General features: G+C 54.6%; 27 protein-coding genes. 22 read left to right on the top strand and 5 right to left on the bottom strand.

All coding sequences use genetic code 11. The annotated features are described in order from the left end of the window. The first annotated feature begins 30 nt into the window (after positions 1 to 30). The 10 genes from FDX19_RS01790 to FDX19_RS01745 all read left to right on the top strand — a co-directional run bounded on the left by FDX19_RS01790 (position 31) and on the right by FDX19_RS01745 (position 8,836). Positions 31 to 1,377 (top strand): YadA-like family protein, encoded by a 1,347-nt coding sequence (locus tag FDX19_RS01790; RefSeq protein WP_137381371.1) that lies wholly within the window; start codon positions 31 to 33, stop codon positions 1,375 to 1,377. A gap of 167 nt (positions 1,378 to 1,544) precedes the next feature. After that, the gene (locus FDX19_RS01785; RefSeq protein ID WP_249357508.1) at positions 1,545 to 1,856 is read left to right on the top strand and encodes an RAQPRD family integrative conjugative element protein; all 312 of its coding nucleotides are present in this window, start codon (positions 1,545 to 1,547) and stop codon (positions 1,854 to 1,856) included. Then, positions 1,853 to 2,086 (top strand): TIGR03758 family integrating conjugative element protein, encoded by a 234-nt coding sequence (locus FDX19_RS01780; RefSeq protein WP_137381369.1) that lies wholly within the window; start codon positions 1,853 to 1,855, stop codon positions 2,084 to 2,086. Before FDX19_RS01785 ends, FDX19_RS01780 begins: the two co-directional genes overlap by 4 nt. Before the next feature lie 36 nt (positions 2,087 to 2,122). Further along, the gene (locus FDX19_RS01775) at positions 2,123 to 2,449 is read left to right on the top strand and encodes a TIGR03745 family integrating conjugative element membrane protein (protein ID WP_137381387.1); all 327 of its coding nucleotides are present in this window, start codon (positions 2,123 to 2,125) and stop codon (positions 2,447 to 2,449) included. Continuing rightward, positions 2,449 to 2,808 (top strand): TIGR03750 family conjugal transfer protein, encoded by a 360-nt coding sequence (locus tag FDX19_RS01770; RefSeq protein ID WP_137381386.1) that lies wholly within the window; start codon positions 2,449 to 2,451, stop codon positions 2,806 to 2,808. The genes FDX19_RS01775 and FDX19_RS01770 overlap by 1 nt, the downstream gene beginning before the upstream one ends. Beyond that, positions 2,805 to 3,452 (top strand): PFL_4703 family integrating conjugative element protein, encoded by a 648-nt coding sequence (locus tag FDX19_RS01765; protein ID WP_137381368.1) that lies wholly within the window; start codon positions 2,805 to 2,807, stop codon positions 3,450 to 3,452. The genes FDX19_RS01770 and FDX19_RS01765 overlap by 4 nt, the downstream gene beginning before the upstream one ends. Then, positions 3,452 to 4,324, top strand: a complete 873-nt coding sequence (locus tag FDX19_RS01760) for a TIGR03749 family integrating conjugative element protein (protein WP_137381367.1) — start codon at positions 3,452 to 3,454, stop codon at positions 4,322 to 4,324. The genes FDX19_RS01765 and FDX19_RS01760 overlap by 1 nt, the downstream gene beginning before the upstream one ends. Next, positions 4,324 to 5,745, top strand: a complete 1,422-nt coding sequence (locus FDX19_RS01755) for a TIGR03752 family integrating conjugative element protein (RefSeq protein WP_137381366.1) — start codon at positions 4,324 to 4,326, stop codon at positions 5,743 to 5,745. Before FDX19_RS01760 ends, FDX19_RS01755 begins: the two co-directional genes overlap by 1 nt. After that, positions 5,745 to 6,140, top strand: coding sequence for a TIGR03751 family conjugal transfer lipoprotein (locus tag FDX19_RS01750; RefSeq protein WP_137381365.1), 396 nt, complete (start codon positions 5,745 to 5,747; stop codon positions 6,138 to 6,140). The genes FDX19_RS01755 and FDX19_RS01750 overlap by 1 nt, the downstream gene beginning before the upstream one ends. Then, a complete protein-coding gene (locus tag FDX19_RS01745; RefSeq protein ID WP_137381364.1) occupies positions 6,140 to 8,836 on the top strand; it encodes a conjugative transfer ATPase in 2,697 nt (898 codons plus the stop codon). Before FDX19_RS01750 ends, FDX19_RS01745 begins: the two co-directional genes overlap by 1 nt. A 222-nt stretch (positions 8,837 to 9,058) precedes the next feature. Here FDX19_RS01745 and FDX19_RS01740 read toward each other — a convergent pair whose 3' ends face one another. Next, entirely contained in the window at positions 9,059 to 9,298 is a 240-nt protein-coding gene (locus FDX19_RS01740) for a hypothetical protein (protein ID WP_137381363.1), read from the bottom strand. A 201-nt stretch (positions 9,299 to 9,499) separates the two neighbouring features. On the opposite strand from FDX19_RS01740, the gene FDX19_RS01735 reads away from it, so the two are divergent. The 5 genes from FDX19_RS01735 to FDX19_RS01715 are packed head-to-tail and all read left to right on the top strand — an operon-like array spanning position 9,500 to position 14,053. Next, positions 9,500 to 9,904, top strand: a complete 405-nt coding sequence (locus FDX19_RS01735; protein ID WP_137381362.1) for a TIGR03757 family integrating conjugative element protein — start codon at positions 9,500 to 9,502, stop codon at positions 9,902 to 9,904. Then, positions 9,901 to 10,830, top strand: a complete 930-nt coding sequence (locus tag FDX19_RS01730) for a TIGR03756 family integrating conjugative element protein (protein WP_137381361.1) — start codon at positions 9,901 to 9,903, stop codon at positions 10,828 to 10,830. The genes FDX19_RS01735 and FDX19_RS01730 overlap by 4 nt, the downstream gene beginning before the upstream one ends. Before the next feature lie 38 nt (positions 10,831 to 10,868). Then, positions 10,869 to 12,218 carry an integrating conjugative element protein gene (locus FDX19_RS01725; RefSeq protein ID WP_249357509.1) on the top strand — a complete coding sequence of 450 codons (1,350 nt, stop codon included), beginning with the start codon at positions 10,869 to 10,871 and terminating at the stop codon, positions 12,216 to 12,218. A gap of 3 nt (positions 12,219 to 12,221) precedes the next feature. Further along, positions 12,222 to 12,533, top strand: coding sequence for a hypothetical protein (locus tag FDX19_RS01720; protein WP_137381360.1), 312 nt, complete (start codon positions 12,222 to 12,224; stop codon positions 12,531 to 12,533). Continuing rightward, on the top strand, positions 12,530 to 14,053 hold the full coding sequence (locus tag FDX19_RS01715; protein WP_137381359.1) for a conjugal transfer protein TraG N-terminal domain-containing protein: 1,524 nt from the start codon (positions 12,530 to 12,532) through the stop codon (positions 14,051 to 14,053). Before FDX19_RS01720 ends, FDX19_RS01715 begins: the two co-directional genes overlap by 4 nt. On the opposite strand, the gene FDX19_RS01710 is transcribed toward FDX19_RS01715, so the two are convergent. Further along, positions 14,050 to 14,397, bottom strand: a complete 348-nt coding sequence (locus tag FDX19_RS01710) for a DUF3742 family protein (RefSeq protein WP_170974328.1) — start codon at positions 14,395 to 14,397, stop codon at positions 14,050 to 14,052. The two genes, FDX19_RS01715 and FDX19_RS01710, sit on opposite strands and share 4 nt — an antisense overlap. Positions 14,398 to 14,654: 257 nt before the next feature. Between FDX19_RS01710 and FDX19_RS01705 the strand changes: the two genes are divergently transcribed. From FDX19_RS01705 to FDX19_RS01695, 3 genes are all read left to right on the top strand, one after another. Then, the gene (locus tag FDX19_RS01705) at positions 14,655 to 14,930 is read left to right on the top strand and encodes a hypothetical protein (protein WP_137381357.1); all 276 of its coding nucleotides are present in this window, start codon (positions 14,655 to 14,657) and stop codon (positions 14,928 to 14,930) included. Between the two features lie 74 nt (positions 14,931 to 15,004). Next, the gene (radC, locus tag FDX19_RS01700) at positions 15,005 to 15,517 is read left to right on the top strand and encodes a DNA repair protein RadC (protein ID WP_137381356.1); all 513 of its coding nucleotides are present in this window, start codon (positions 15,005 to 15,007) and stop codon (positions 15,515 to 15,517) included. A gap of 62 nt (positions 15,518 to 15,579) precedes the next feature. Further along, positions 15,580 to 15,909, top strand: coding sequence for a hypothetical protein (locus FDX19_RS01695; RefSeq protein ID WP_137381355.1), 330 nt, complete (start codon positions 15,580 to 15,582; stop codon positions 15,907 to 15,909). Positions 15,910 to 16,005: 96 nt separating this feature from the next. On the opposite strand, the gene FDX19_RS01690 is transcribed toward FDX19_RS01695, so the two are convergent. Together FDX19_RS01690 and FDX19_RS01685 are read right to left on the bottom strand one after the other, a co-directional pair. Continuing rightward, positions 16,006 to 16,227, bottom strand: coding sequence for a helix-turn-helix domain-containing protein (locus FDX19_RS01690; RefSeq protein WP_137381354.1), 222 nt, complete (start codon positions 16,225 to 16,227; stop codon positions 16,006 to 16,008). Positions 16,228 to 16,287: 60 nt separating this feature from the next. Further along, a complete protein-coding gene (locus tag FDX19_RS01685; RefSeq protein WP_137381353.1) occupies positions 16,288 to 16,521 on the bottom strand; it encodes a helix-turn-helix domain-containing protein in 234 nt (77 codons plus the stop codon). Between the two features lie 107 nt (positions 16,522 to 16,628). Here FDX19_RS01685 and FDX19_RS01680 point away from each other — a divergent pair, with 107 nt between their 5' ends. The 4 genes from FDX19_RS01680 (at position 16,629) to mobH (ending at position 20,031) form a co-directional block, all read left to right on the top strand. Further along, the gene (locus FDX19_RS01680; RefSeq protein ID WP_137381352.1) at positions 16,629 to 16,898 is read left to right on the top strand and encodes a helix-turn-helix transcriptional regulator; all 270 of its coding nucleotides are present in this window, start codon (positions 16,629 to 16,631) and stop codon (positions 16,896 to 16,898) included. A gap of 362 nt (positions 16,899 to 17,260) precedes the next feature. Next, positions 17,261 to 17,890: a ParA family protein gene (locus FDX19_RS01675; protein ID WP_137381351.1), complete on the top strand. Its 630-nt coding sequence runs from the start codon at positions 17,261 to 17,263 to the stop codon at positions 17,888 to 17,890. A 71-nt stretch (positions 17,891 to 17,961) separates the two neighbouring features. Next, complete coding sequence (locus tag FDX19_RS01670; protein WP_137381350.1) at positions 17,962 to 18,177, top strand: toxin-antitoxin system HicB family antitoxin; 216 nt, start codon at positions 17,962 to 17,964, stop codon at positions 18,175 to 18,177. Between the two features lie 12 nt (positions 18,178 to 18,189). Further along, a complete protein-coding gene (mobH, locus tag FDX19_RS01665) occupies positions 18,190 to 20,031 on the top strand; it encodes a MobH family relaxase (protein WP_137381349.1) in 1,842 nt (613 codons plus the stop codon). Positions 20,032 to 20,089: 58 nt separating this feature from the next. Here the strand turns inward: mobH and FDX19_RS01660 are convergent, their stop codons facing one another. Next, entirely contained in the window at positions 20,090 to 21,328 is a 1,239-nt protein-coding gene (locus tag FDX19_RS01660) for an integrase domain-containing protein (protein WP_137381384.1), read from the bottom strand. Between the last annotated feature and the right edge of the window lie 510 nt (positions 21,329 to 21,838).

The following is a 21,838-nucleotide window of genomic DNA, read 5'->3' as shown; positions in this document are numbered from 1 at the left end:
TTATACAGAATGTGAATACTTTCTGTTTATTTGTATTTCTCAACCAGGAGAAATACAGTTATGAGAATACACGCCCGATTTTTTCAGAAGTCAGTAAACTCCGGCATTATCCTGTCGGTTGCTGTTTTCTCGTCTTATTCCATTGCCGGTAACTCAACGGCCACCGGTGAAGACACGATTGCCAGCGGATATCGCTCGACCGCTACGGGATCGGATTCAGAAGCATCTGGCTATGGCTCAACAGCTACAGGATCGGATTCAGAGGCATCTGGCTATGGATCGACCGTCACAGGTTCATTTTCTCAGGCAGGTGGTGATTATTCAACGACCACAGGGAGTTATTCATCTGCATCAGCTGAGGCGTCAACGGCAACCGGATTTTTCGCAAACGCATCCGCTGTAGAATCCACGGCGACAGGAAGTTACGCGACCGCATCGGGAGATATGTCCACGTCAACAGGTGCGGGTTCAAACGCGACGGGCACATTAACAACAGCGACAGGGGCCGGAGCACGGGCAACAGAGTACGGGGCCACGGCGACAGGTGCGGGCGCAAGGGCTGAAGGTGGGCTGTCAACAGCGAGCGGGCACTATTCATCGGCGACGGGCGATCACTCAACGGCACTGGGCGCCGGGGCCAGCGCAACGGCAAAAAACAGCGTGGCGCTGGGGGCTAATTCGGAGGCCAGCCGCGACAATACGGTCTCAGTCGGAAATGCGCATCTGCAAAGACAAATAACGGGCGTGGCGGCAGGAACGGAAGATTCTGACGCGGTGAATGTCGGGCAGTTAAATGCTGCTTCGGCAGCCAACCGCAACTACACCGATGCTGTCGCAGCGCAGACAGAGCAGAATGCCCGCGATTATACAAATACGATCTCCGGCGCAGATCGTAAATATACAGAAGAGAAAGCAGCCACAGCCGAAAAAAATGCCAATATTTACACTGACTCAAAAATACAGGAGGGTAACGAGTATGTTATTGCTTATTCAACCAAATATACAGATAACTCATCTAAAAAGACGCTGAATCAGGCAAATAATTACACCGACAACCGGTTTAATGAGTCAGTCAATTACACTGATAATAAAATCAGCGAGGTGAACGGGCGCGTTGACCATCTGAATAATAAAATCGATGAAAACAATCGACAGGCGAAAGCGGGTATCGCCGGGGCAATGGCAATGAGCGGTATTCCACAGCGGTTCGATTATAACTTTAATTTTGGGGTGGCAGCGGGAACCTACGGCGGTGAACAGGCAATTTCAGCCGGAGGCTTCTGGAATGTTACCTCAAATACCACAGTGGCAACAAAGGTTGCACTGGACACGCAGCATAATGTTGGCGGAACCGTCGGGTTTACTGTTGGCTGGTAATTTGCTCCCTGTATAGCGTCTGTCGTTATATCCCTTTTCTCCGGAGAAGGGATTTTTTATTTTTATATTCTGCAAAAACTTCATCCGGGAAAATGAGTTGATTGCTGAATGCGGTCATCTATTCCGGCACGCTGGCACTCTCCCTTTTATGCCCGGAGAACCGAACCGTGAAAATACTCCCGTTAATGTTTCTGTCTGCCTCCCTGCTGGTGACTGCCGCACAGGCCGCGCCCGCGTCTGAAGAGGCGAATCTCTCGCTGCTGATGACCCAGCTTAACATCCTCGAATCCACCCTCAGACGTGCCGAAGCGCAGGCTTCTGTTGCCACGAACGCGCGTTTCTTCTTTGACTATCCACAGGCATATGCCGATATCCGCGCCATGCGTGAAGGCATCAGCCAGTACCTGACGCCGGTGCGCGCCCAGCCTCGTGCCGTCGCAACGTTTCCCGCCCGTTACCGCACCGAGGCCGCGCAATGACCCCGGAGCAAATCTCTGCCTTTCAGGCGGGCAGCTCAACCAAACCGGCTGACGTGAACCTGCTGTTTCTCAGCCTGCTCTGTGCAGCACTGTTTATGTGGGCCGCGTGGGTGTGCCTGCGTGGATACAGAGCGTTTGCCGCTGGCTCCATTTCGTTACGCCAGCTCGGCGGTCAGGTTGCCCGTACTGTCCTGCTGTTGCTCGTCACGTTCTGGTTAGTTCTCAGTTAATTCATCACACCACAGGAAGTTCTCATGAATAAAAAAATGTGTATTCGCGCGCTGATTGCCTCCGTTATTGCCTTTTCTGTAACCGCCAGGGCTGACCTGCCAAGTATGGAAGACCCGTCGCGCGGCAAGGGCAGCGGTATCATGGACACGTTGAAGAATTATGGTTATGACATGGTAATTTTAATGTCATTGGCTATCTGCGCTGTCGGTTTTCTTGTCGTCGCCAACTCCTGTATCGCCACGTATGCCGAAATTCAGAACGGACGTAAAGCCTGGAAGGATTTGGGGGCGATGGCAGGCGTTGGTGCCATTCTGCTCGTCATCACTATCTGGCTGCTTACCCAGGCCGGAGAAGTGCTGTGATGACGCTGACCATCGAATTTCTGCCCGATCGGCTTAACCGTGAGCCGGTGGTGTTCAGGGGCATGACCACCACAGAGCTGTTTATCGCCCTGTCTTCCGGCCTGCTGGCCGGATTGTTGTGCGGAATTTTCCCCGCCGTGATACTGGGTATCTGGGCGCTGATACCGACCGGGGCGCTGGCAGGTGCCACGCTTACGGTCATGGCGGGCGGAAAATATCTGGCCCGCCTTAAACGTGGTAAGCCCGACACCTGGCTGTATCAGGCGCTGGAAGCGCGGCTGGCCCGCAGCGGTTTTGGCAATCCCCGGTTGGTACAGCATAACGCCATCTGGACAATCCGTCGGAGCAGCAAATCATGAGCCGCTTTAAACATGCGCTGGCGGCGCGCGATGCCCATATCACCACGCTGCGCCTGGTGATTGCCCTGATGCTGCTGGTCTGCATTGCCCTGTGGTACGGCTGGCGGAGTGCGCCGGAGCGGCTGACCATCCACAATCCCCCCGACTTACGTACCGGCAGCACCCGCGCCTGGTGGGAGATCCCCCCAGGCCAGGTTTATGCGTTCAGCTTTTACATCTTTCAGCAGCTTAACCGCTGGCCGGTGAACGGCGAGGAGGACTATCCGCGCAATCTGACGCATTTAGCCGCGTACCTGACGCCAGCGTGCAGCGCACAGCTCGACCAGGACTTCCGGCAACGGCGGGACAGAGGCGAACTGCGCGATCGGGTTCGCGGCGTGTATGAAATTCCCGGACGTGGTTTTAACAACAGACGCATTCAGATCCATGACCGTGACCGCTGGACCGTCACGCTTGATCTGACCGTGGATGAGTATTACCGCGCCGAGCCGGTTAAACGTGCGCTGGTTCGTTATCCGTTACGCGTGGTGCGCTACGACGTTGATGCAGAGAAGAATCCCTGGGGGCTGGCGATTGACTGCTTTGCCGCACCGCCGCAGAAGCTCGAAGCCGCCACACCGGCAACCTCAACGGAGGAAAAATAATGAAGCGTTTCAGATTCAGATATTGCCTGTTTTCCCTGCCGTTACTGTTCTGCCACAGCGTCAGTGCAACGGAACTGGTGCAGTGGCAGAGGTTACCGCTGCCGGTGGCGCTGCATACCGGGCATGAGCGCGTCATTTTTGTTAACCGCAACGTGCGCGTGGGATCGCCTGCGGCACTGGACGGTAAACTGCGTATCCAGAGCAGCGGCGGTACGGTATATCTGCGGGCTGAAGAAGGTTTCCCGGAAGCACGGTTGCAGTTATCCGACGTGGAGAGCGGGGAACTGGTTCTGCTGGACGTCAGCGCCAGTGCAGGTGACGCACTGGAGCCGCTGGAAATCCGTTATGACGAGGCGGTCTGGCGCAACGACATTGATGGTGCCGGGGAAGATGAAGAAGGCACAACCGGGGATGACATCGACGCGCTGAATGACGCCATGCCACAGCCTGCCATCCCGCGTCCCGTCGCCCTTACCCGCTACGCGGCGCAGATGCTTTATGCACCGTTACGTACCGTGGAGTCAGTGGACGGTATTGCACCGGTTTCCGTGCGCCTTTCCGGGAATATCACCACGCTGTTGCCCGGCGAACCCGTTACGGCAACACCACTGGCTGCATGGCGGCTGGATGACACCACCGTGACGGCAATTAAGCTGCAAAACCGCAACGGGAAGCGCATCGACCTTGATCCACGCACGTTACAGGGCGACTTCCTCACCGCCACTTTCCAGCATACCTGGCTTGGCACGCACGGTACACCTGAAGACACGACCGTCGTTTATCTGGTCACGAAGGGCGATGCAGATGACGCCATCCTGCCAGAGTCGCCTGCGCCGGAAAAAATGCCGAAGACAAAGACGGAGGCGAAATAATGCGCATGACAGCCAGCCCTCTGCTGAAACTGCTGATCCCGGTTTTGTTGCTGGGTGCGGGATTTATCACCCTTAAAGCCTGTCGTTCCTCGCCTGACGGCGTGGCGCAGAAAAACAGTACCGCCGTTGCCGACCTGACCGACGACGAGCTGAAAGCTCTGGGCATTGATGGCGACACGCCGCGCGATACGGTGGCGACCCTGGTCGGGCAGATGAAGGAATACCGGAGTGAAATGGAAGCGCTGCGCACGAGCAGCACGGCGCTGGTCAAAGAAAACCAGCGACTGCGCGAGCGGGACGCTAATGTCGAAACTCGCATCAATAGCGCAATAGATAAGGAGAAAGATAATCTCAGCAACGAGTTGCAGAAACAGCAGTCATCCATGCTGGCGCAGTTTCAGTCGCAACTGGAGCAGTTAACTCTGAAACAGCGGCCTGCCGCCGGAAGCAGCGATATGCCGCCGGGGCTGGGGCTGGATGACGGGAGCGTTCCGGCAGGCGCAGTGCGCTGGACGGAGCCTGCCGATGCCGTTCAGACAAGGAAACCCGGCCAGCCGGGCAGCATGCAGTATCCGTTGGTGTTCGGTAACGCCGGAGATAACGCCATCAGCCAGCAGAAGAAAATCTTTCTGGAGCAGGCGAAGGGCGAGCGGGCAACCGGCAGCACAGCAAAAGCGGTGGTTGTCCCGGTCTATACCTTGCCAGAAAACAGCACCCTAACGGGCAGTGTGGCAATGACCGCCCTGCTGGGACGGGTGCCGATCAACGGTACGGTCAGTGACCCGTACCCGTTTAAAGTGCTTATCGGGCGCGACAATCTGATTGCTAACGGGATTGAGTTACCTGACGTGGAAGGGGCCGTGATATCGGGTACGGCATCGGGCGACTGGACGCTTTCATGCGTCAGGGGAACCGTTCATTCCATCACATTTGTCTTCCGCGACGGTACTGTTCGTACTGTGCCGCAGTCCACCGAAAAAGCGAACAGCGACAGCAACAACTCGCAGGGCAGTGAAATTGGCTGGCTCTCCGACCCGCACGGTCTGCCGTGTATCCCCGGTGAGCGCAAATCCAACGCTGCTGAATATATCGGCTCACAGTTTCTGCTGGCAGGCTCGGCAGCGGCGGCAGACGCTTTTGCGAACGGGCAGACCACTACTACGGTAGACGGTGGCTCTGTCACCTCCGCACTGACCGGCAGCAGTGGTCAGTATGTGCTCGGTCAGGCGCTGGGCGGCGGGCTGAAAGAGAGTGCCGACTGGTTTAAACAGCGCTACGGCCAGATGTTCGATGCTGTCTATGTGCCGCCCGGCCACCCCGTTGCCATTCATATCACCCGGCAAATAGCCGTCGATTACGAAACTCAGGGCCGCAAAGTGAAATATTCCCGTGCATCCGCCACTACCGGAGGACTTGACTGATGAAACCTGCCGTGATGATTTCCCTGTTTCTGGCTCTGGCCGTCACAGGTTGCAGTACATCCCAGGAAACCCTGCTGCCGGTGGATGAGAACACCACCATGCTGAGTATCTGGGGACAGCGCAGCGGTGGCGGTAATACGCTGTCGGACGCCCGCAGTCAGCTCCGTCGTCCGCTGACGGAAGTTCCGGTACAGGAGCAACAGAATTATACCCGCACTGCCGCAAATGAAGTGCAGTCACAGTTCCGGCGTCTGCCCAATCCCGATATGGTGATGTACATCTTCCCGCATCTGTCCGGCGATGAAGGCGTGCCGGTGCCGGGATATTCCACCGTCTTCCCTTTATATACGCAGGTGCGGTACGCGCTGCCGGGTGAACGCACGGAGGCACTGTGATGATAACCTCAACGGCCCGCCCGCGCAGCGGGAAACTGACCGAACAGGCCGCCGACGCGGCGTACCAGAAAGGCCCGTCCTTTGCCGACCTGCTGCCGTGGGTGGAGTTTCAGGGCGATTCGCAAACATTACTGCTGGATGACGGGCGCTCCGTTGCCGCCATTTACAGCATCACACCCGTCGGCACCGAAGGGCGCTCGCCACAGTATCTGGCCGGTATCCGCGATATCGTCAAAGATGCGCTTCAGGACAGCTTTGATGAGCTGGATAATAATCCCTGGGTGGTGCAATTTTTCAGCCAAATGGAGGATGATCTCAGCAGCTATATGCAGCGGCTGCGTGATTACGTCACACCTGCGGCCAGAGGCTCGGCATTCAGTGAGGCCTGGCTGTCTGAGATGGAACGTCACCTGAACGGCATCTCGCGTTCCGGCGGATTATTTGTGGACGACCAGGTGACGAAAACCCCCTGGCGCGGGCAGATACAGCAGATCCGGATGGTGGTTTACCGTTACTGGCCCGCAAAAAGCGCACATGGCGACCTGCCGCCCGAACTGGCACTGAACAATACCTGTGAACGACTGATTTCCGCGCTGGCGGGGGCCGGGCTTAAAGTACAGCGACTGGACGAAACCGCTGTGCGTCGCTGGCTCACGCGCTGGCTGAATCCCGCCCCTGACTGCGATGATCGCCGGGCGTTTTACCGCACGGTGACGCAGCCGGATACGCAGGATGATGGTACGCCACCGGTGCTCACGGATTTTACCGAAAGCCTGCTGTTCAGTGAATCTCGCTCGGATACAGAGCACGGCGTCTGGTGGCTGGACAACCGACCTCACCGGGCGGTAGTGGTGGACCGGCTGCGCCGCGCGCCATCCCCCGGTCATCTGACCGGCGAACAGCGCCGGGGCGATGCGCTGAATGCGCTCACCGATCTACTGCCGGAATCGGTCATTATGGCAATGACTCTTATTATTTACCCCCAGGATCTGCTGGAAGCGCACCTCAATCGCCTGTCTGACCGAGCAATTGGTGAGAACATTGACTCTGAATACACCAAAAAAGACTGCCTGGATGTCCGGCAGTGGCTGAAAGCAGGCCATAAAATGTACCGCAGCACGCTGGCGTTTTATCTCAGCGCGGAGGATATCCCGGCACTGAATAAGCAGACCCGCGAGCTGAACAGCGTACTGCTGAACGCCGGGCTGGTTCCGGTACAGGACGCGGACGACCCGGCCCCGCTGGCGGCGTGGCTGCGCTGGCTGCCGTGTTGTTTTGATCCGGCGCGGGATAAGCGCCATCTGTATACCCGGTTTAATTTTGTCCAGCACATCGCAAACCTGCTGCCGGTTTTTGGGCGTGAAACCGGCACCGGGCACCCCGGCATCAGCTATTTTAACCGGGGCGGTGCGCCGCTGGATTTTGATCCACTGAATAAAGCGGATCGCGCCACTAACGCTCACCTGCTGTTACTGGGGCCCACGGGTGCGGGTAAGTCCGCGACGCTCAACGGCAAAATCGCGCAACTGATGGCTCTGCACCGTCCACGTCTGTTTATCGTTGAAGCCGGGAACAGCTTTGGCCTGATGGCTGACTACGCGAAACGCCACGGTCTGACAGTCAATAAAATCAGCCTGAAACCCGGTTCCGGCATCACCCTGCCGCTGTTTGCCGACGCCTGGCGACTGGTGGAGCAGCCCGTCAGCGCGGATATTCCTGATGATGAGGACAGCGCCGCACTGGAGGGCGACGATCAGCGCGATATTCTGGGCGAGATGGAGATCACCGCCCGCCTGATGATTACTGGAGGTGAGGTGAAAGAGGATGCCCGACTGACGCGGCCAGACCGCGCGATGATCCGCCAGTCCATCATCAATGCCGCCACCACCTGTTACAGCGAAAAACGCCAGACGCTGACGCAGGATGTACGCGACGCCCTGTTTACCCTGGCAAAAGACCCGGCCCTGCCGGAAAATCGCCGCGCCCGCGCTTATGAAATGGCCGAGTCGATGGGGATGTTCTGTACCGGTTTTGAGGGTGAGCTGTTTAACCGCGAAAGTAAACCGTGGCCGGATGCGGATATCACGCTCGTTGATCTGGCGACGTTTGCGCGTGAAGGTTATGAAGCACAGCTTGCTATCGCCTATATATCGCTGATTAATCACATCAACAACCTCGGCGAACGCGACCAGCATCTGGCGCGGCCCATCGTCAATATCACCGATGAGTCGCACATCATCACGGTTAACCCGCTGCTGGCGAGATTCCTGACCAAAGGCTCAAAAATGTGGAGAAAGCTCGGCATCTGGTTATGGCTGGCAACCCAGAACCTAAGTGACTTTCCGGACGACGCAAAGAAGCTGCTTAATATGATTGAGTGGTGGGAACTGCTGGTGATGCCGCCGGAAGAAGTGGAACAACTGAAGCGGTTTAAAATTCTGACGCCGGAGCAGGAGCAACTGCTGTTATCCGCCAGTAAATCGCCGGGAAAATATACTGAGGGCGTGGTGCTGGCGGGCAAGATTGAGGCGCTGTTCCGGGTTGTTCCTCCGGGCCTGTATCTGGCGCTGGGGATGACGGAAAAACACGAAAAAGCAGAAAGAGCACAACTGATGCGGGAGCAGAACATCAGCGAGCTGGATGCGGCGATTCAGGTGGCGCGGGCGCTGGATAAAAAGCGGGGGCTGACAGAATAATCACCACTCACCATCAGCCTCTTCCGTCAGATCGGGTGAGGCTGCTTTTCTTTCAGGCTAACGGTAACGGGAAGGCTAGATTTGTTCTGGTGTGACAACCGAATGGTCATTCCCCTCTTCCTCTCGTTGCCTTTCTGATTACCTGTACTCTGGTCGCGCTTGTGTCAGCCTGATTTTACACCGCCGAATCCCCCCCCCTTTAACGACGGTCACCAGCGGTTTTTACTCACCATAGATATAATCTGCCCCGGCCTGTGTCAGTCGATCCACCTCATACGATCCGGCATCTTCCAGAAACCCGTTTGTATACAGTTCGGTCAGCGCATCCCCGATTTGCTGCGGATTTTCCTTCAGGAATAAATCGTATACCGCCACCGGCAAAGGCTCGCCTGCCTGAACGTTATGTTTAGCTGCTGCCGCCATAATTTGATCTGCAAGCGGAAGATGTGAGAACGGCATCATATGTCCTTATTTTATGGTTGGCTTTCAGACTCAGCACCGGGCGATTCAGTTCTGCGCGCCACGGCGTTCACAGATAATACCACCCACGGCGTTCAGTTTTACTGAATTCTTCGTCGTCACATATTCAGTTGTTTACTGCCTCATTTCACCGTTCTGCGTTAAATCCTCCTGAATCAGTCAACGCTCAGGGGGCATCACAGAATGCGATTACGTTTCCTTTTTATACCCGTTTTATTTTTTGCAGCAGGCACTCCGGCACAGACCGTTATCTATACTACCGCGCAGCAACCGATAATTAACCCTGAACCGGGAATTCTGGTGCAGGTGCTGGAAAATGTTAGTGAGCTGGAACAGTTACTGTTTCCGGTGTTGTCACAAAATCCACAGCAGGCCGAACAGCAGGCGCATTTACGGATGCAGCAGCCCGACTGGAAGACGCAGGAAGCCCGCCTGACCCGCGCATACCAGTCGCTACTGGATGCGTATACTCTGGGTATCAAAAAACTCCCCGCTGTCGTGTTTGATGACCGCTATGTGGTGTATGGCACAACGGATGCTGAACTGGCACAGCAAAAGCTCGATGACTGGCGGGAGCAGCAACGATGAAAGTCCGTCGCTCATTCATCCTGCCTCTGCTGGCAGTCACACTGCCTGCCGTTGCAATCACCACACCGCAGATTATTGCGTCTTCACTGTCGCCCGCCTGCCTGCAATACCGGGTGGTGGGACTGTGTTACTGGTTGTTGTGTACCCCTTTTGGCTGTACGGTAAAAACCTCCATTAAGGTGAAGCACAATATTCCTGAACTGGTCGTCTCTTCCTATTCGACACCGGGCGATAATCCGTGGACGGAGATGTCGCTCACCGATGCCGCTGTTGCAGGAACATTCGGTGGCGGCGATACCAACCCCCGCATTACGAACGCCAAAACCAAAATTCGCTACAAAGACGCTGCGGCTATTGGTCATCCTGGCGGTGAAGCCTTCCTGCGTTTTCTGAGCGCATATGGCTACAGTTGCAGCAGCCCGGTAGTGCCGTTTCAGCCCTATTTTCTCAGCGTCACGGATATGGCTGTCTGGCGCAGTGGCGTGCCGGAGATGCTATATCCCGAGGCGCTGACGCCGGGCTTGCGTGAAGTCGGCCAGCCCGGTGATTTATGGGGCAACGTGTACCCGCGTACCGGCGCACTGGGGCAGACGCACGACTATAAAGCCGGGGCTGTCGTCGCACAGCGCGCGGCGGATATTGTCACCCGTGCCGGGGAGCTTCATGTTTATCTGCCGCTGGTTCCACTACCACGTCCCGGCTACTGGCCGCCAGTGCCAGTCATCGAGGGCATCCCCGGCAATCACACCTGGCAGATGCTCTCTCCGCAGATGAGCATGACATGCGCCATCTTCCCCGACCGTACCATTATCAGCACTTACGCTGACCGTCTGGACGCGGGTGGTGATTACGCCTGGGCGCTCTGGCGACCTTATTCCTGCTGCCAGCGGCGCGGGCAGACCTTTCTCGGCAGCACCGGAGGTTAATTCTGATGAAACACCCGATAGCAATGACGCTGGCCGCTATGCTGGTCGGCGTTTTCTGCCGCGGCGCACAGGCCGCCGAAAGTAATTACGGAATCGACAAACGGGGGGCAATTGCCGATTCGCTGTATTACCAGATTGGCGGCGGCTCCGTCATCACCCCTGCGCTGACGCGGCGTAACACCCAGCTCATTAATATGCGCGCAGGCTGGAACGCAGATTTAATCTGCGGCAATTTTGATATCAACACCACCGTGCGCAACCAGCTTAACGGTGTGACGGACGGTTTTCAGCAGATGATGGGGCAGGTTATTCAAAGCGCGACGTCCGCCGTCGCCAGCCTGCCCGCGATGATAATCCAGCGCGCCAATCCCCAGCTCTACGACCTGCTGACCAACGGCGTACTTCAGGCGAGAGTCGATTTCGATAAATCGCAACTGACCTGTCAGAAAATGGCGGAAAAAATGACAGATTTTTCGGCAGGTTCTGCCTGGACGCAAAGTGCAAAAACCGAGAATTACCAGACCATTGTTGCCGGGGAGCAGGACGCGGTACGCGCGGAACAACAGCTACAGAAAGAGGCCGCCAGTAAAGGGAAAACCTGGGTGGGCGGGCAAAAACGCGGCGGCAGCGGTCAGAAGCCGATAAAGCTCGTCAGTGATACCACAACTGCCGGATACAATATTCTGAACCAGCGCGGCGTCACTGAAACCAGCAGCGTCAGTGGCTCGCAGTGCCAGGGGCAACTCTGTCAGACCTGGACAAAGCCGGAGGATGCTGCGAAATGGATGACGCGCGTCGCTGGTGAGCAGACCATCAACGTCGCCCCGGATAACGACGCTTCCGGCAGCAGTGAAACGAAAACCGGCGCACAGGCGGGCGTGGGTTTGTCGCCGTTAATAGAGGAAGAACAGGAGAAAATCCAGAGTGCGCTGGCAGACCTGGTGAACGGCTCTGTAAAACCCACCCCGGAGAATCTGGCAAAAGCCAGTGGCGGGCAGTTACAACTGACGCGCGGCGTGGTGGAAGCCCTGCGCGATGACCAGGATGCAAATATTCTTGCACAGCGTCTGTCCGGCGAGATGGCGCTGGCCCGCGTGCTGGAGCAGGCGCTGATGGCGCGCCGCACCCTGCTGGCCGGAATGCGCGAACCCAATATTGCCGCCGAAAAGGAGGCGCAGACACAACTTAACCTGACGACGGCGCAGCTTGACCGGGAACTGGACCAGCTCCGGCTGGAAATGGAACTCCGCCGCTCGCTTGCTGACAATGCCAGTACCGTCATCCTCACCCGTAAGGCGCAACGGGATATCACGCAGGGCCGCGCCACCCAGGTGGAAGACGATGAAAGTAAGCGCATGAGCGACCTCAGCAAAGCGAAGGGGGAATAGCAAATGCGACTCAGGAAAGTCTTTTTTACCGGGGCGGCGGTGTTGTTTGCAGGCGCTGCTGTCTGGTTGCTGGTGCAGTTCGCGGCCCCCGTACTGAACCTGCAACAGTCACTGTACCGGGGGCGCTGGCTGCTGCTGGCCTGGCGGCTGGCGCTGTACGCCATCGCCGCCGGGCTGTGGTATGTGGTTTCCCCTCAACTGCGGTTATGCAGCCCGGTCGCCTTCCGGCATCTTAAACGCGCCGCCATCTGGTCACTGGTGCTACTGGCGACGGGTGAAATCAGCAATCTGCTGCAATGGGAGGCGACGGTATGACTGCGCACAGCTATCTGGAGTACGCGCTGACCCTGCTGGGCTGGCTTATCAATAATGGTATCTGGCACACCATCACCGCCACCGGACTGTTTACCCTGCCATTGTTATTCCGGCTGATATCGCTGTGGCTGAAAGCCCGCGAACAGGGCGTGGATGAAGGTGATGCGGGCGGACTGACGCTCGCCTGGATGGAAAACGCCGTTTACACCTCACTGGTGGTGATGATGTTTACCTGCGTCCCCCTGCTCAATATCGACCTCACCAACATTACATACGACGTCCAGCGCTCAAAGCAGTGCAATTACCTGGTGCCCGTTAAACCGGAACAGACCGGTTATGCGCCGCTGGTAAACGAAGTCAGTGGTAAAACAGCGGCGGTGCCGGTGTGGTGGTATCTGGTGCATGTGGTGTCCAAAGGTATGGTGAGCGCTGCCTCCGCCACGCTGCCCTGCAAGCCCGACCTGCGACAGTTGCGTTTTGAGGTGCAGCACACCCGCATTAATGACCCGGTGCTGGGGCAGGAACTCACCGATTTTGTGCAGGAGTGTTATGCCCCGTCGCTGGCACGTCTTAAACAACGGGGTGTGGCGTTGCAGGGTACTGATGACGCCAGAGATATTGACTGGCCCGGCTCCCGCCGTTTTCTCACCGAAGCTGGATATTACGACACTGACCATGCCCGTTCTCCGCGAAGCGCCTGGTCGTATGACAACAGCCGGGACGCCGGACTTCCTGACACCGGTACTGGCGGTTACCCTACCTGCAAACAGTGGTGGTCGGATACTGACACGGGTTTGCGTCCCCGTCTGCTGGCGCAGGTGGAGCCGGACGTCTGGCAGTCGTTTCAGAAACTGACATACAGTAAGGAAAACTACGAAGAGGCGGTTTTGCGCTCGCTGGTCAGCCCGCGCAATATGGAAGTATCGCAGAACGGGCGTGTCTATGTGGGGTTCGGCGGCAATATTGATCCGACGGTGACGAATGACCTCACCAGCCTTGGTGCAACGGCAGGCCAGTCGCTGGCCTCGCTGGCAGCGTTTCCGGCGTTTGACTCCATACGCCAGTCATTGCCGATGGTGCAGGCTGTGCTGTTAATGGCGTTGATTATCTGTATCCCGCTGGTGACGGTGTTTTCTGCCTATAACCTGAAAGTCGTGATTACGCTGACATTTGCGCAGTTTGCGCTGATGTTCCTGACGTTCTGGTGGGAGCTGGCCCGCTGGCTGGACGGCGTGCTTATCGACATGCTGTACAGCAGCGATACGCACAGTTCGTGGAATCTGGTCGGTTTGCAGAATACCCAGGATGATATCGTTTTATTGTTCGTGACGGGCAGTATGTTCCTGGTCCTGCCAGCTTTCTGGATGGGAACACTGAGCTGGGCGGGCATAAAGCTGGGCGGTGTAATAGAGGGCGCGACCAGGACTGGCGTTCGCGATGCAGGGCAGGCCGGAGGTAAAGCCGGAGAAATTGCCCAGAAAGCGCTTAACGCCCTTATGGCCGGAGGTAAAAACGGTTAGAAAAAAAGATCCTCGTCATCATCACCAACTTTCCTGCCTGCAACATAATTTCCGGGGCCCTGTGGCCCCCTTGCATGATAACCAGTCAGGCATTCGTCGTTTTCACTGTCCGCTGAAATCCCCGATAAAAAGAGCACAGCAAGCGCCAGCACAACCAGAATAAAGAACAGATAAAATGCACCTGTCAGCAACAATCCGGCTGCCGCCACCATCAGCAAATAGCGGGGAATTTTTGTCATCCAGCACGGAATCCCACGCCGTTGCAGCGCCCGTTCCCCGGCACTGGCCCGGTCCATAAAACAGCGTACATACCGACCCAGGCGATAACCCATGTTCTGTTTCATATTGCACATCCTGTACTGAATAAAACCTGAGCAAAAAACTACCACTAAAACCGCACCCGGACAACAACTTCCACTTCGTAAAATGAGTTTTTTATCGAATAATCTGACAGTTACACCATAATCAATTCGCTATCTGCTGCTGTCGCAGCGCCCGTTAGTGAACTCCGATTCACACCCTTTAATGCTCAGACGCCTGAAAACGAGCGGCGTATTACGCTGGCGCTTCCCTTCACATACCGATTTTCGGAGTAAACGCTATGACACAACTTCACACCATCCGGCTCCTGTTGCAGGAAATGACCAGTCGCAATCTCACTTCCGTTCCCGGATTTGCAGAGGTCATGAAACAGTACAATATCACCACAACATACGTATTTAATAAACACAGCGCACAGCTTGCCCGGCTTTTTAAAGAACCGCGCAATTTTGTCGCTGATATCCATACGCCGGAATATCCCGCCGGGATACGTTATGAATTTACCACGGAAGAAGAAAGGAACCACATTCTCAATAATATTGTGCTTTCCGAATAAAATACCCTGCATATTATTACCAAAACAATTTACTCATTCTCATTATCTATTACTCTGCCCATGGAGTATTCATTATGTCTGACCCTATGCAACACTATATCGTTTCCGCTGCGGATAAGCGGCTTATCAGTCGCGCCATTAAAGTTGTTGAAAAGCAGTTGATAGCCGCAGAAAATTTACCTGACGCCTTTTCCCCTTCCAGCGTTGCTGACTATCTGCGCCTGCAACTATGGGAACAGGATCGCGAACACTTTCTGGTATTATTTCTGGACAATCAGAACAGACTGATTGCAGCTGAAAAATTATTCAGCGGCAGTCTTTCCAGCGTTGAAGTACACCCACGGGTTATTGCCAGAAAGGCGCTGTTGCTGAACGCAAACAGCATCATACTGGCACATAACCACCCCTCCGGAGAGGTTTACCCCAGTAAACCAGACCTGCTTATTACGCAGAGAATAAAGATGGCACTATCCCTGCTGGATATCCGGGTGCTGGACCATATTATTATCAGTGCTGGTACTGAATACTGGTCATTTGCCGAACACGGGCAAATGGATATGGCGTCTCAACAGGTCGTAGCTGCATAACACGATTTTTCTTATTTCTCTCCTTCATAAATCACTCAATGCCCGCCGGGCAGGAATTTAGTATGCCATCATTAATTTTTCGCAACGGTACGGTTTCCGTTAATGATATTTTTGTCTCTGAATGGGGATATGAACAAACCAATATTTGCTTTTACCAGGTTATCAGTCTGCATGGTAAATCGACCGTGCGTATTCGCCGTATTGCCGGACAGTCCGTTATCACAGAAAACGGGCGTGACGGCTGTAAACCCGCGCCTGAACATTTTATTGATGAGCCCTTAACCCGTCGTATTAATATCCACTCGGGTAAACCTGCTATCAAAATTGATGACTGTGAACGGGCTTATAAAGCCAGTCCGGATAAAACGTATTATTTTACGTCATACCATTAAACATGGCATTACCTGAATACCCTTCATCCGGAGGGTATTCTTTTTTCGTGATTTCATGAAATATACTTTTCATTAATGGGCCAGAGAAATGATGGCTTACCCGAACTCAAATAATACATTGATCTTTATCTCCAGTCCTTTCGCCAGAATGCTGATTACCTCGAGCGTAGGGTTTCTGACTCCTCGCTCTATGCCACTTACATAGGTGCGATCGAGGCCGCATTTATCGGCAAACGCTTCCTGAGACAGGCCAGATTGTTGCCTGAGTTTTTTAAGATGTGCGCCAAACAGCGCCTGGATACTGGATGTATTTTTCATCCAGGTAATATGATGATTCGTTGCCTATCAGACCACGGACTATAAGTCACATTCCATTAATCAGTGCTCATCATTGTCAAACATAAACAAGTGGCTGAGATCCATTCCCAGACCGTCAGAAATCGCGCAGATAACGATAAGCGTTGGATTTCTCACCCCACGCTCTATCCCGCTCATGTAGGTACGATCGATACCGCATTTATCAGCAAAAGCTTCCTGAGATAGCCCCAGCTCAAGACGAAGCGATCTGACTCGGTTGCCTAATGTTTTTTTGATTGATCCTGTCTTTTCCATTCTGCCAGCATCAATCTTTGTTGATTATTGTTCCACGGACTATGAGTCACAATAAAGGCGTGTTAACATGCAATTGTGACTCATAATCAACAACGGAGGTAAAAGGAGTGACAAAAAACGACTGGCACCCCGCCGATATCATCGCCGCACTGCGCAAGCGCGGCACCAGCCTGGCGGCTGTGTCACGGGGAGCCGGGCTATCCTCCTCCACGCTGGCGAATGCGCTGACCAGACCCTGGCCGAAAGGCGAGCAATTAATCGCCCACGCCATCGGTGTGGATGCTGCTGATATCTGGCCGGGACGTTATTACGACAGTAATGGCAGGCGGCTGGATCGTGAGTCCTTGCTGCGACAGCCTGCGACAAAGACAACCTGATGCCTGCTATTACGCGCCGTACATTGTCATCCGGGTTATTCGACGATCTGCGGCGCTGCCCCGCCCTTTGCCCCCTCTATTGTGTTCGATTTCCACTCATGCCCTGATTGCCTTTTCCCTGAACGCTGCTGCAAAGGGCAAAAACAAAGGGAAACAGCAAGGGCAATGGATTTTAAGGGTAACAGGCTTACCCTAAAGGGCCGAAAACCCAAAGGGCCGTCCTCACAGAACATGACTTCCTGCTTTAAAATCTTCGTCGCGGTATTTTAATTGATTGCGGCTGAGGAATTTATTTCTCTGCACACTGCGCCTGCATTCCTTCTTTCCATTTCTCATGAGTTCATGAATGCAGGAGCAATAATATGATTATCAGTTTTCTCAGTCAGAAAGGCGGTGTGGGACGTTCGACACTGGCCCGTGCCACCGCTGTCGAATTTGCCCGTTCCGGCAAAAAAACACATCTCGCAGACCTGGACAGCTCACAACAGACCAGCGCGAAATGGTCTGAAAGGCGTGATAATACCGGGATATCTCCCGCCGTGGAAACAGGCGTCTACCGCCGCCACGATGTGGCGCTAAAAGCGGCCAGTAACTATGAATGCCTGGTCGTCGATACCCGCCCGTTCGTTGATATTTCCGCTCTCGATATTGCCCGTCAGTCCAGTCTGGTGGTCATTGCTACAGGCACGTCACTCGACGACCTTGAACCCTCGCTGCTGTTAGGCCACGAGCTGATACATAAAGGCATTCCTCATAACCGATTGCTGTATGTTGTCGGCAAAGCGCCCAGTCAGGCCGAAGGCCGTGCCGCAATCCAGACCATCAACGCCTGGCAGTTTGCCTGCACCGGTACATTTCTTACATTCAGACCGGGCTACAGCATCTCGCTTGATGCGGGATATTCCATTACTGAGACCTCCTGGAAAACGCTGAACCACCGCGCACGAAACATCATTCATGATATCTGCGCCAGAGCTAAAGCCAGCGCCTGACGGCCAGGAAATCATGAAAACGGGAATATCGTCTTTCATGATTTCAGCTTTTCACATCAGGAGTCCCTGCTATGGCAAAAAAGCCCGCCCTCAAACTCTCTCCGGTTATACCACGACCGCTGGAGGTCACAACCACAGCAAACAGGAGTGGTGACACAAAACCCATTCAGATCCGCATCGATCCACTGTTACACCGGGAAATAAAAATCGCCGCGACCGAACAGGGGAAAACCATCACCGCATTTCTGCTGGAATGTTATGCGTTCTGGCACAGAATGAATAAATGATATGAGGCATTCATGAAAACAGGCATTCATGCAAAATTAAAATGGCTGTCGCGGGATAAAACCGTTCCTGCTCCAGAAAATCCCCCATCGCCGCAGGAAGCACCGCCCGGCGATGGCTGGCTGTATCCCCAATCCACTGACACGCTGCTGTCCACACCGTTACGTCAGCAACTGCTGAAAATTATCTGGCAACGCACGTCACTGTCCGGCAAATTATTTGATGAACTCTACCGGGTTCCTGTCGCACGTTTCGCCGGACTGGTACAGTTACTCCCGGCCTCCGAATACCACCATCATTCATATCCCGGAGGGTTGCTCGATCACACTCTGGAAGTGATGGCATTTGCAGCAAAGTTGCGCCAGCGACATCTGCTCCCGCCAGGAGCCGCGCCGGAAGACCAGGCAAGGGAGGCCGAAGCCTGGACGGCGGGTATTATCTACGCCGCGTTATTGCATGATGCAGGGAAAGCGATCACCGACATTGGCATCATCACCAGCAGTAACCAGCCGTGGTATCCGTGGCAGCAGCCGCTGAATGTCCCTTATCGCCTGAAATACCGTAAAAATCGTGACCACCAGTTGCATCCGGTGGCAGGAAGCCTGCTTGCAGCAAAAATCCTGCCGGCCACAGCACTTAACTGGCTGGCACAATACCGGGAATTATATAGTTCCTTTCTGCTTTGCATCAGTGGTCATTACGACCGGGCCGGAGTTTTAGGCGAACTGGTACAGGAGGCGGATCGTGCCTCGGTGGCTCAGTTCATGGGAGCAAATGCCAGTTCCGCCCTGGAGCGCCCGCAACCCTCGCTGGCGAAACAAATCCTGATTGCGTTACGTGAACTGGTACAGGCTGAATTTAAGTTAAGCAATGCAAGTTCAGGTTCCGATGGCTGGCTTACGCAGGACGCATTGTGGCTTATCAGTAAAACCACAGCGGACAGGATACGCGCCTGGCTATTGCAGCAGGGCATCACCGGCGTACCGGACAGTAATACGCGGCTGTTTGATGAAATGCAGTCACACGGGCTGATAGTCCCGACACCTGAAGGAAAAGCGGTGTGGTCGTGTGCCATCAGTGCTGACAGCGGCTGGTCGCCGGGTTGCTCGCTGACTCTGTTACGCCTGTCACCCGCGAGGCTCTGGAATACGCCGGAAGAACGCCCCCCTCTGTTTGCCGGACAGGTCACACCAGCGGATGTTCAGGCGAGAGAGATAAGTACAGAAAGTCACGCACCGGCTACTGTTATCCCCCCGAAGGATGATTTGGCCGATCTGACGCTTTCCCTCTTTTCGCTGCCGGGATCAGAAACAGCGGCAGACAATATTCAGTCAGAAGAAAAACCAGGACATAACGATACACCCGAGCCAGTCCACCAGGATTCATCGCCGTTACCGCCATCAACCGCCCCCGTCGCCACATTTACGAATTATCGCGAACTGTCAGAAACCAGTAAAACACGTACAGATAATGATGAAGCCATCACACCACCTGGCACTGATTTTGTAACCTGGTTAAAAACAGGGATTCAGGCCAGTAAAATCATCGTTAATGATACGATGGCGCGGGTACATATGGTGGAAGGAAAAGTTTTTCTGGTATCACCGGAGATATTTAAGTTGTATATAAAAACAACAACTGGTTCAACCGGCGACGAATGGAAGCGGGTACAGAAGGTATTCCAGAAATTAAAGCTGCATCAGCGCGGCCCGGATGGTGTCAATATATTCGTCTGCGAAGTCAGGGGACCAAGAAAAACCCGCCGCGTGAAAGGTTATTTACTGGATAAACCGGAAGAAATTTTCGGCAATAGTGTACCGGAGGATAATCCCTATTTATCCATCATTATGCAGTGATTGTTTTCTATAAAAAGCGAGGACGTGTTAACCACGCCCTCATTTTGCCCGTCAGGAATTACAGGCTTTCTTTTCCTGCGGGAGGCACACTAATGGGCTGCACGGTAGCGTTACTGATTTTCTCACCCCACCAGTCCATTACCTCCACCCGCTGTGTCAGGTATGTGGAGCGGTTATATGCTGCCCGCGTCTGATTGGTATCAGCGTGCGCCAGTACCGCCTCAATCACATCGGGCATAAATCCCGCTTCATTCAGCGCGGTACTGCCCAGCGCACGCAATCCGTGCGAAACCAGTTCCCCTGTATATCCCATCCGGCGCAGTGCCTTATTAACGGTTTCACTGTGCATCGGCTGATCACGCTTCACCCTGCCGGGGAAGACCAGCGGGGAATGCCCGCTCAGAGGCTTAAGCAGTTCCAGAACCGCCATTGCCTGCGGCGACAGCGGCACCTGATGTTCACGGCGTTTTTTCATGCGCTCAGGCGGAATAGTCCAGAGCTTTTTCTCCATGTCGATTTCGCACCACATCGCACTGGCGGCTTCTGCCGGACGAACCAGCGTCAGCAACTGCCATTTCATCAGCAGGCGGGTCATCAGAGTCAGGTTGGTGCATTCAACGCGCTGCATCAGTTCCGGCAGACGCTCCGGGCGGATAGTCGCCATATGCTGCTTCTTCGGCTTCTCAAACACCTTCCCGATGGTTGACGCCGGGTTGGCATCCAGCAGACCGGAGTTAACGGCGAAAATCATCACCTCATTAATTCGCTGCGTCAGGCGACGCAGGGTTTCCAGCGCGCCACGCGCACGCACTGGCTCAAGCGCCGCAATCAGGGTATGTGCTTTCAGCTCCGTCACCGATGTCTGACCAATTACCGGGAAAACATTTTTCTCCAGCGAGCGCCAGATATCGTCGGCATGGATCGCCGAGATACCACTGGTCTTTTTAATGGCAAACCACTTTGTTGCCACGTTGATAAACAGACTGTCGGTCGCTTTCTTTTCCTGCTCTGCGGTCTCCTGCTCCAGCACTTTCGGATCAATCCCCTGAGCCAACAGACCGAGATATTCATCATGCAGAATACGGGCAGCGGCCAGTGAGATAGCAGGAAAATAGCCCAGCGTGATATTGGTACGGGCGGTTGAATTCGGGCGCTGGTAACGAAAACGCCAGATTTTTTTACCCGTGGTACGGACAGCAAGCGTCAGTCCGTGTCCGTCAGGCAGGTCATAATCTTTATCAGCGGGTTTTGCTTTTTGTACTGCGGCGGCGGTAAGCAGGCGGCGGGTTATAGCCATCATTCACTCCTTTGGTTGTCGTCAGTGTTGAGCGACGGGAATGACGTAATGTCCTGTATCCGCAAACATTTCTCAGCCAAAAAACAAAAATTGGCCTACGAAATTTCCCCTTTCCGGTGCGTGGGCCAATTCGTGGGCCATTTTGCGCCGGATTCCCCGAAATCGGGAGGGACACATACAGACGAAAAAAAAGGTACCGCATTGATAGCGATACCTTTTTTTCATTTTTCTGGATGTCCTGAGACACCCAAAAACGAGCGTGACAGGCAGGTATTCTAACCAACTGAACTACCGCTCCACCGAATTTCTTTGTCACCACCCGGATATTCATCCCGGTTTACTGCAATTTGATGCTTGGCAGTTTATGAATCACTTCGTGATTCACCCTTCGGGCCGTTGCTGCGCAACGTTCAAAAGCTTTCGCTTTTGTCCTACTCTCTATCGAGTAGTGAACTGCCTCGAAAGTCAGTGCCATACTTCTAATTTGATGCCTGGCAGTTCCCTACTCTC

Source organism: Citrobacter sp. wls619, from assembly GCF_005281345.1.
Taxonomy (GTDB): Bacteria; Pseudomonadota; Gammaproteobacteria; order Enterobacterales; family Enterobacteriaceae; genus Citrobacter.
The sequence above is the reverse complement of the archived record's forward strand: the minus strand, read 5'-3'. Positions and strand labels throughout refer to the sequence as shown.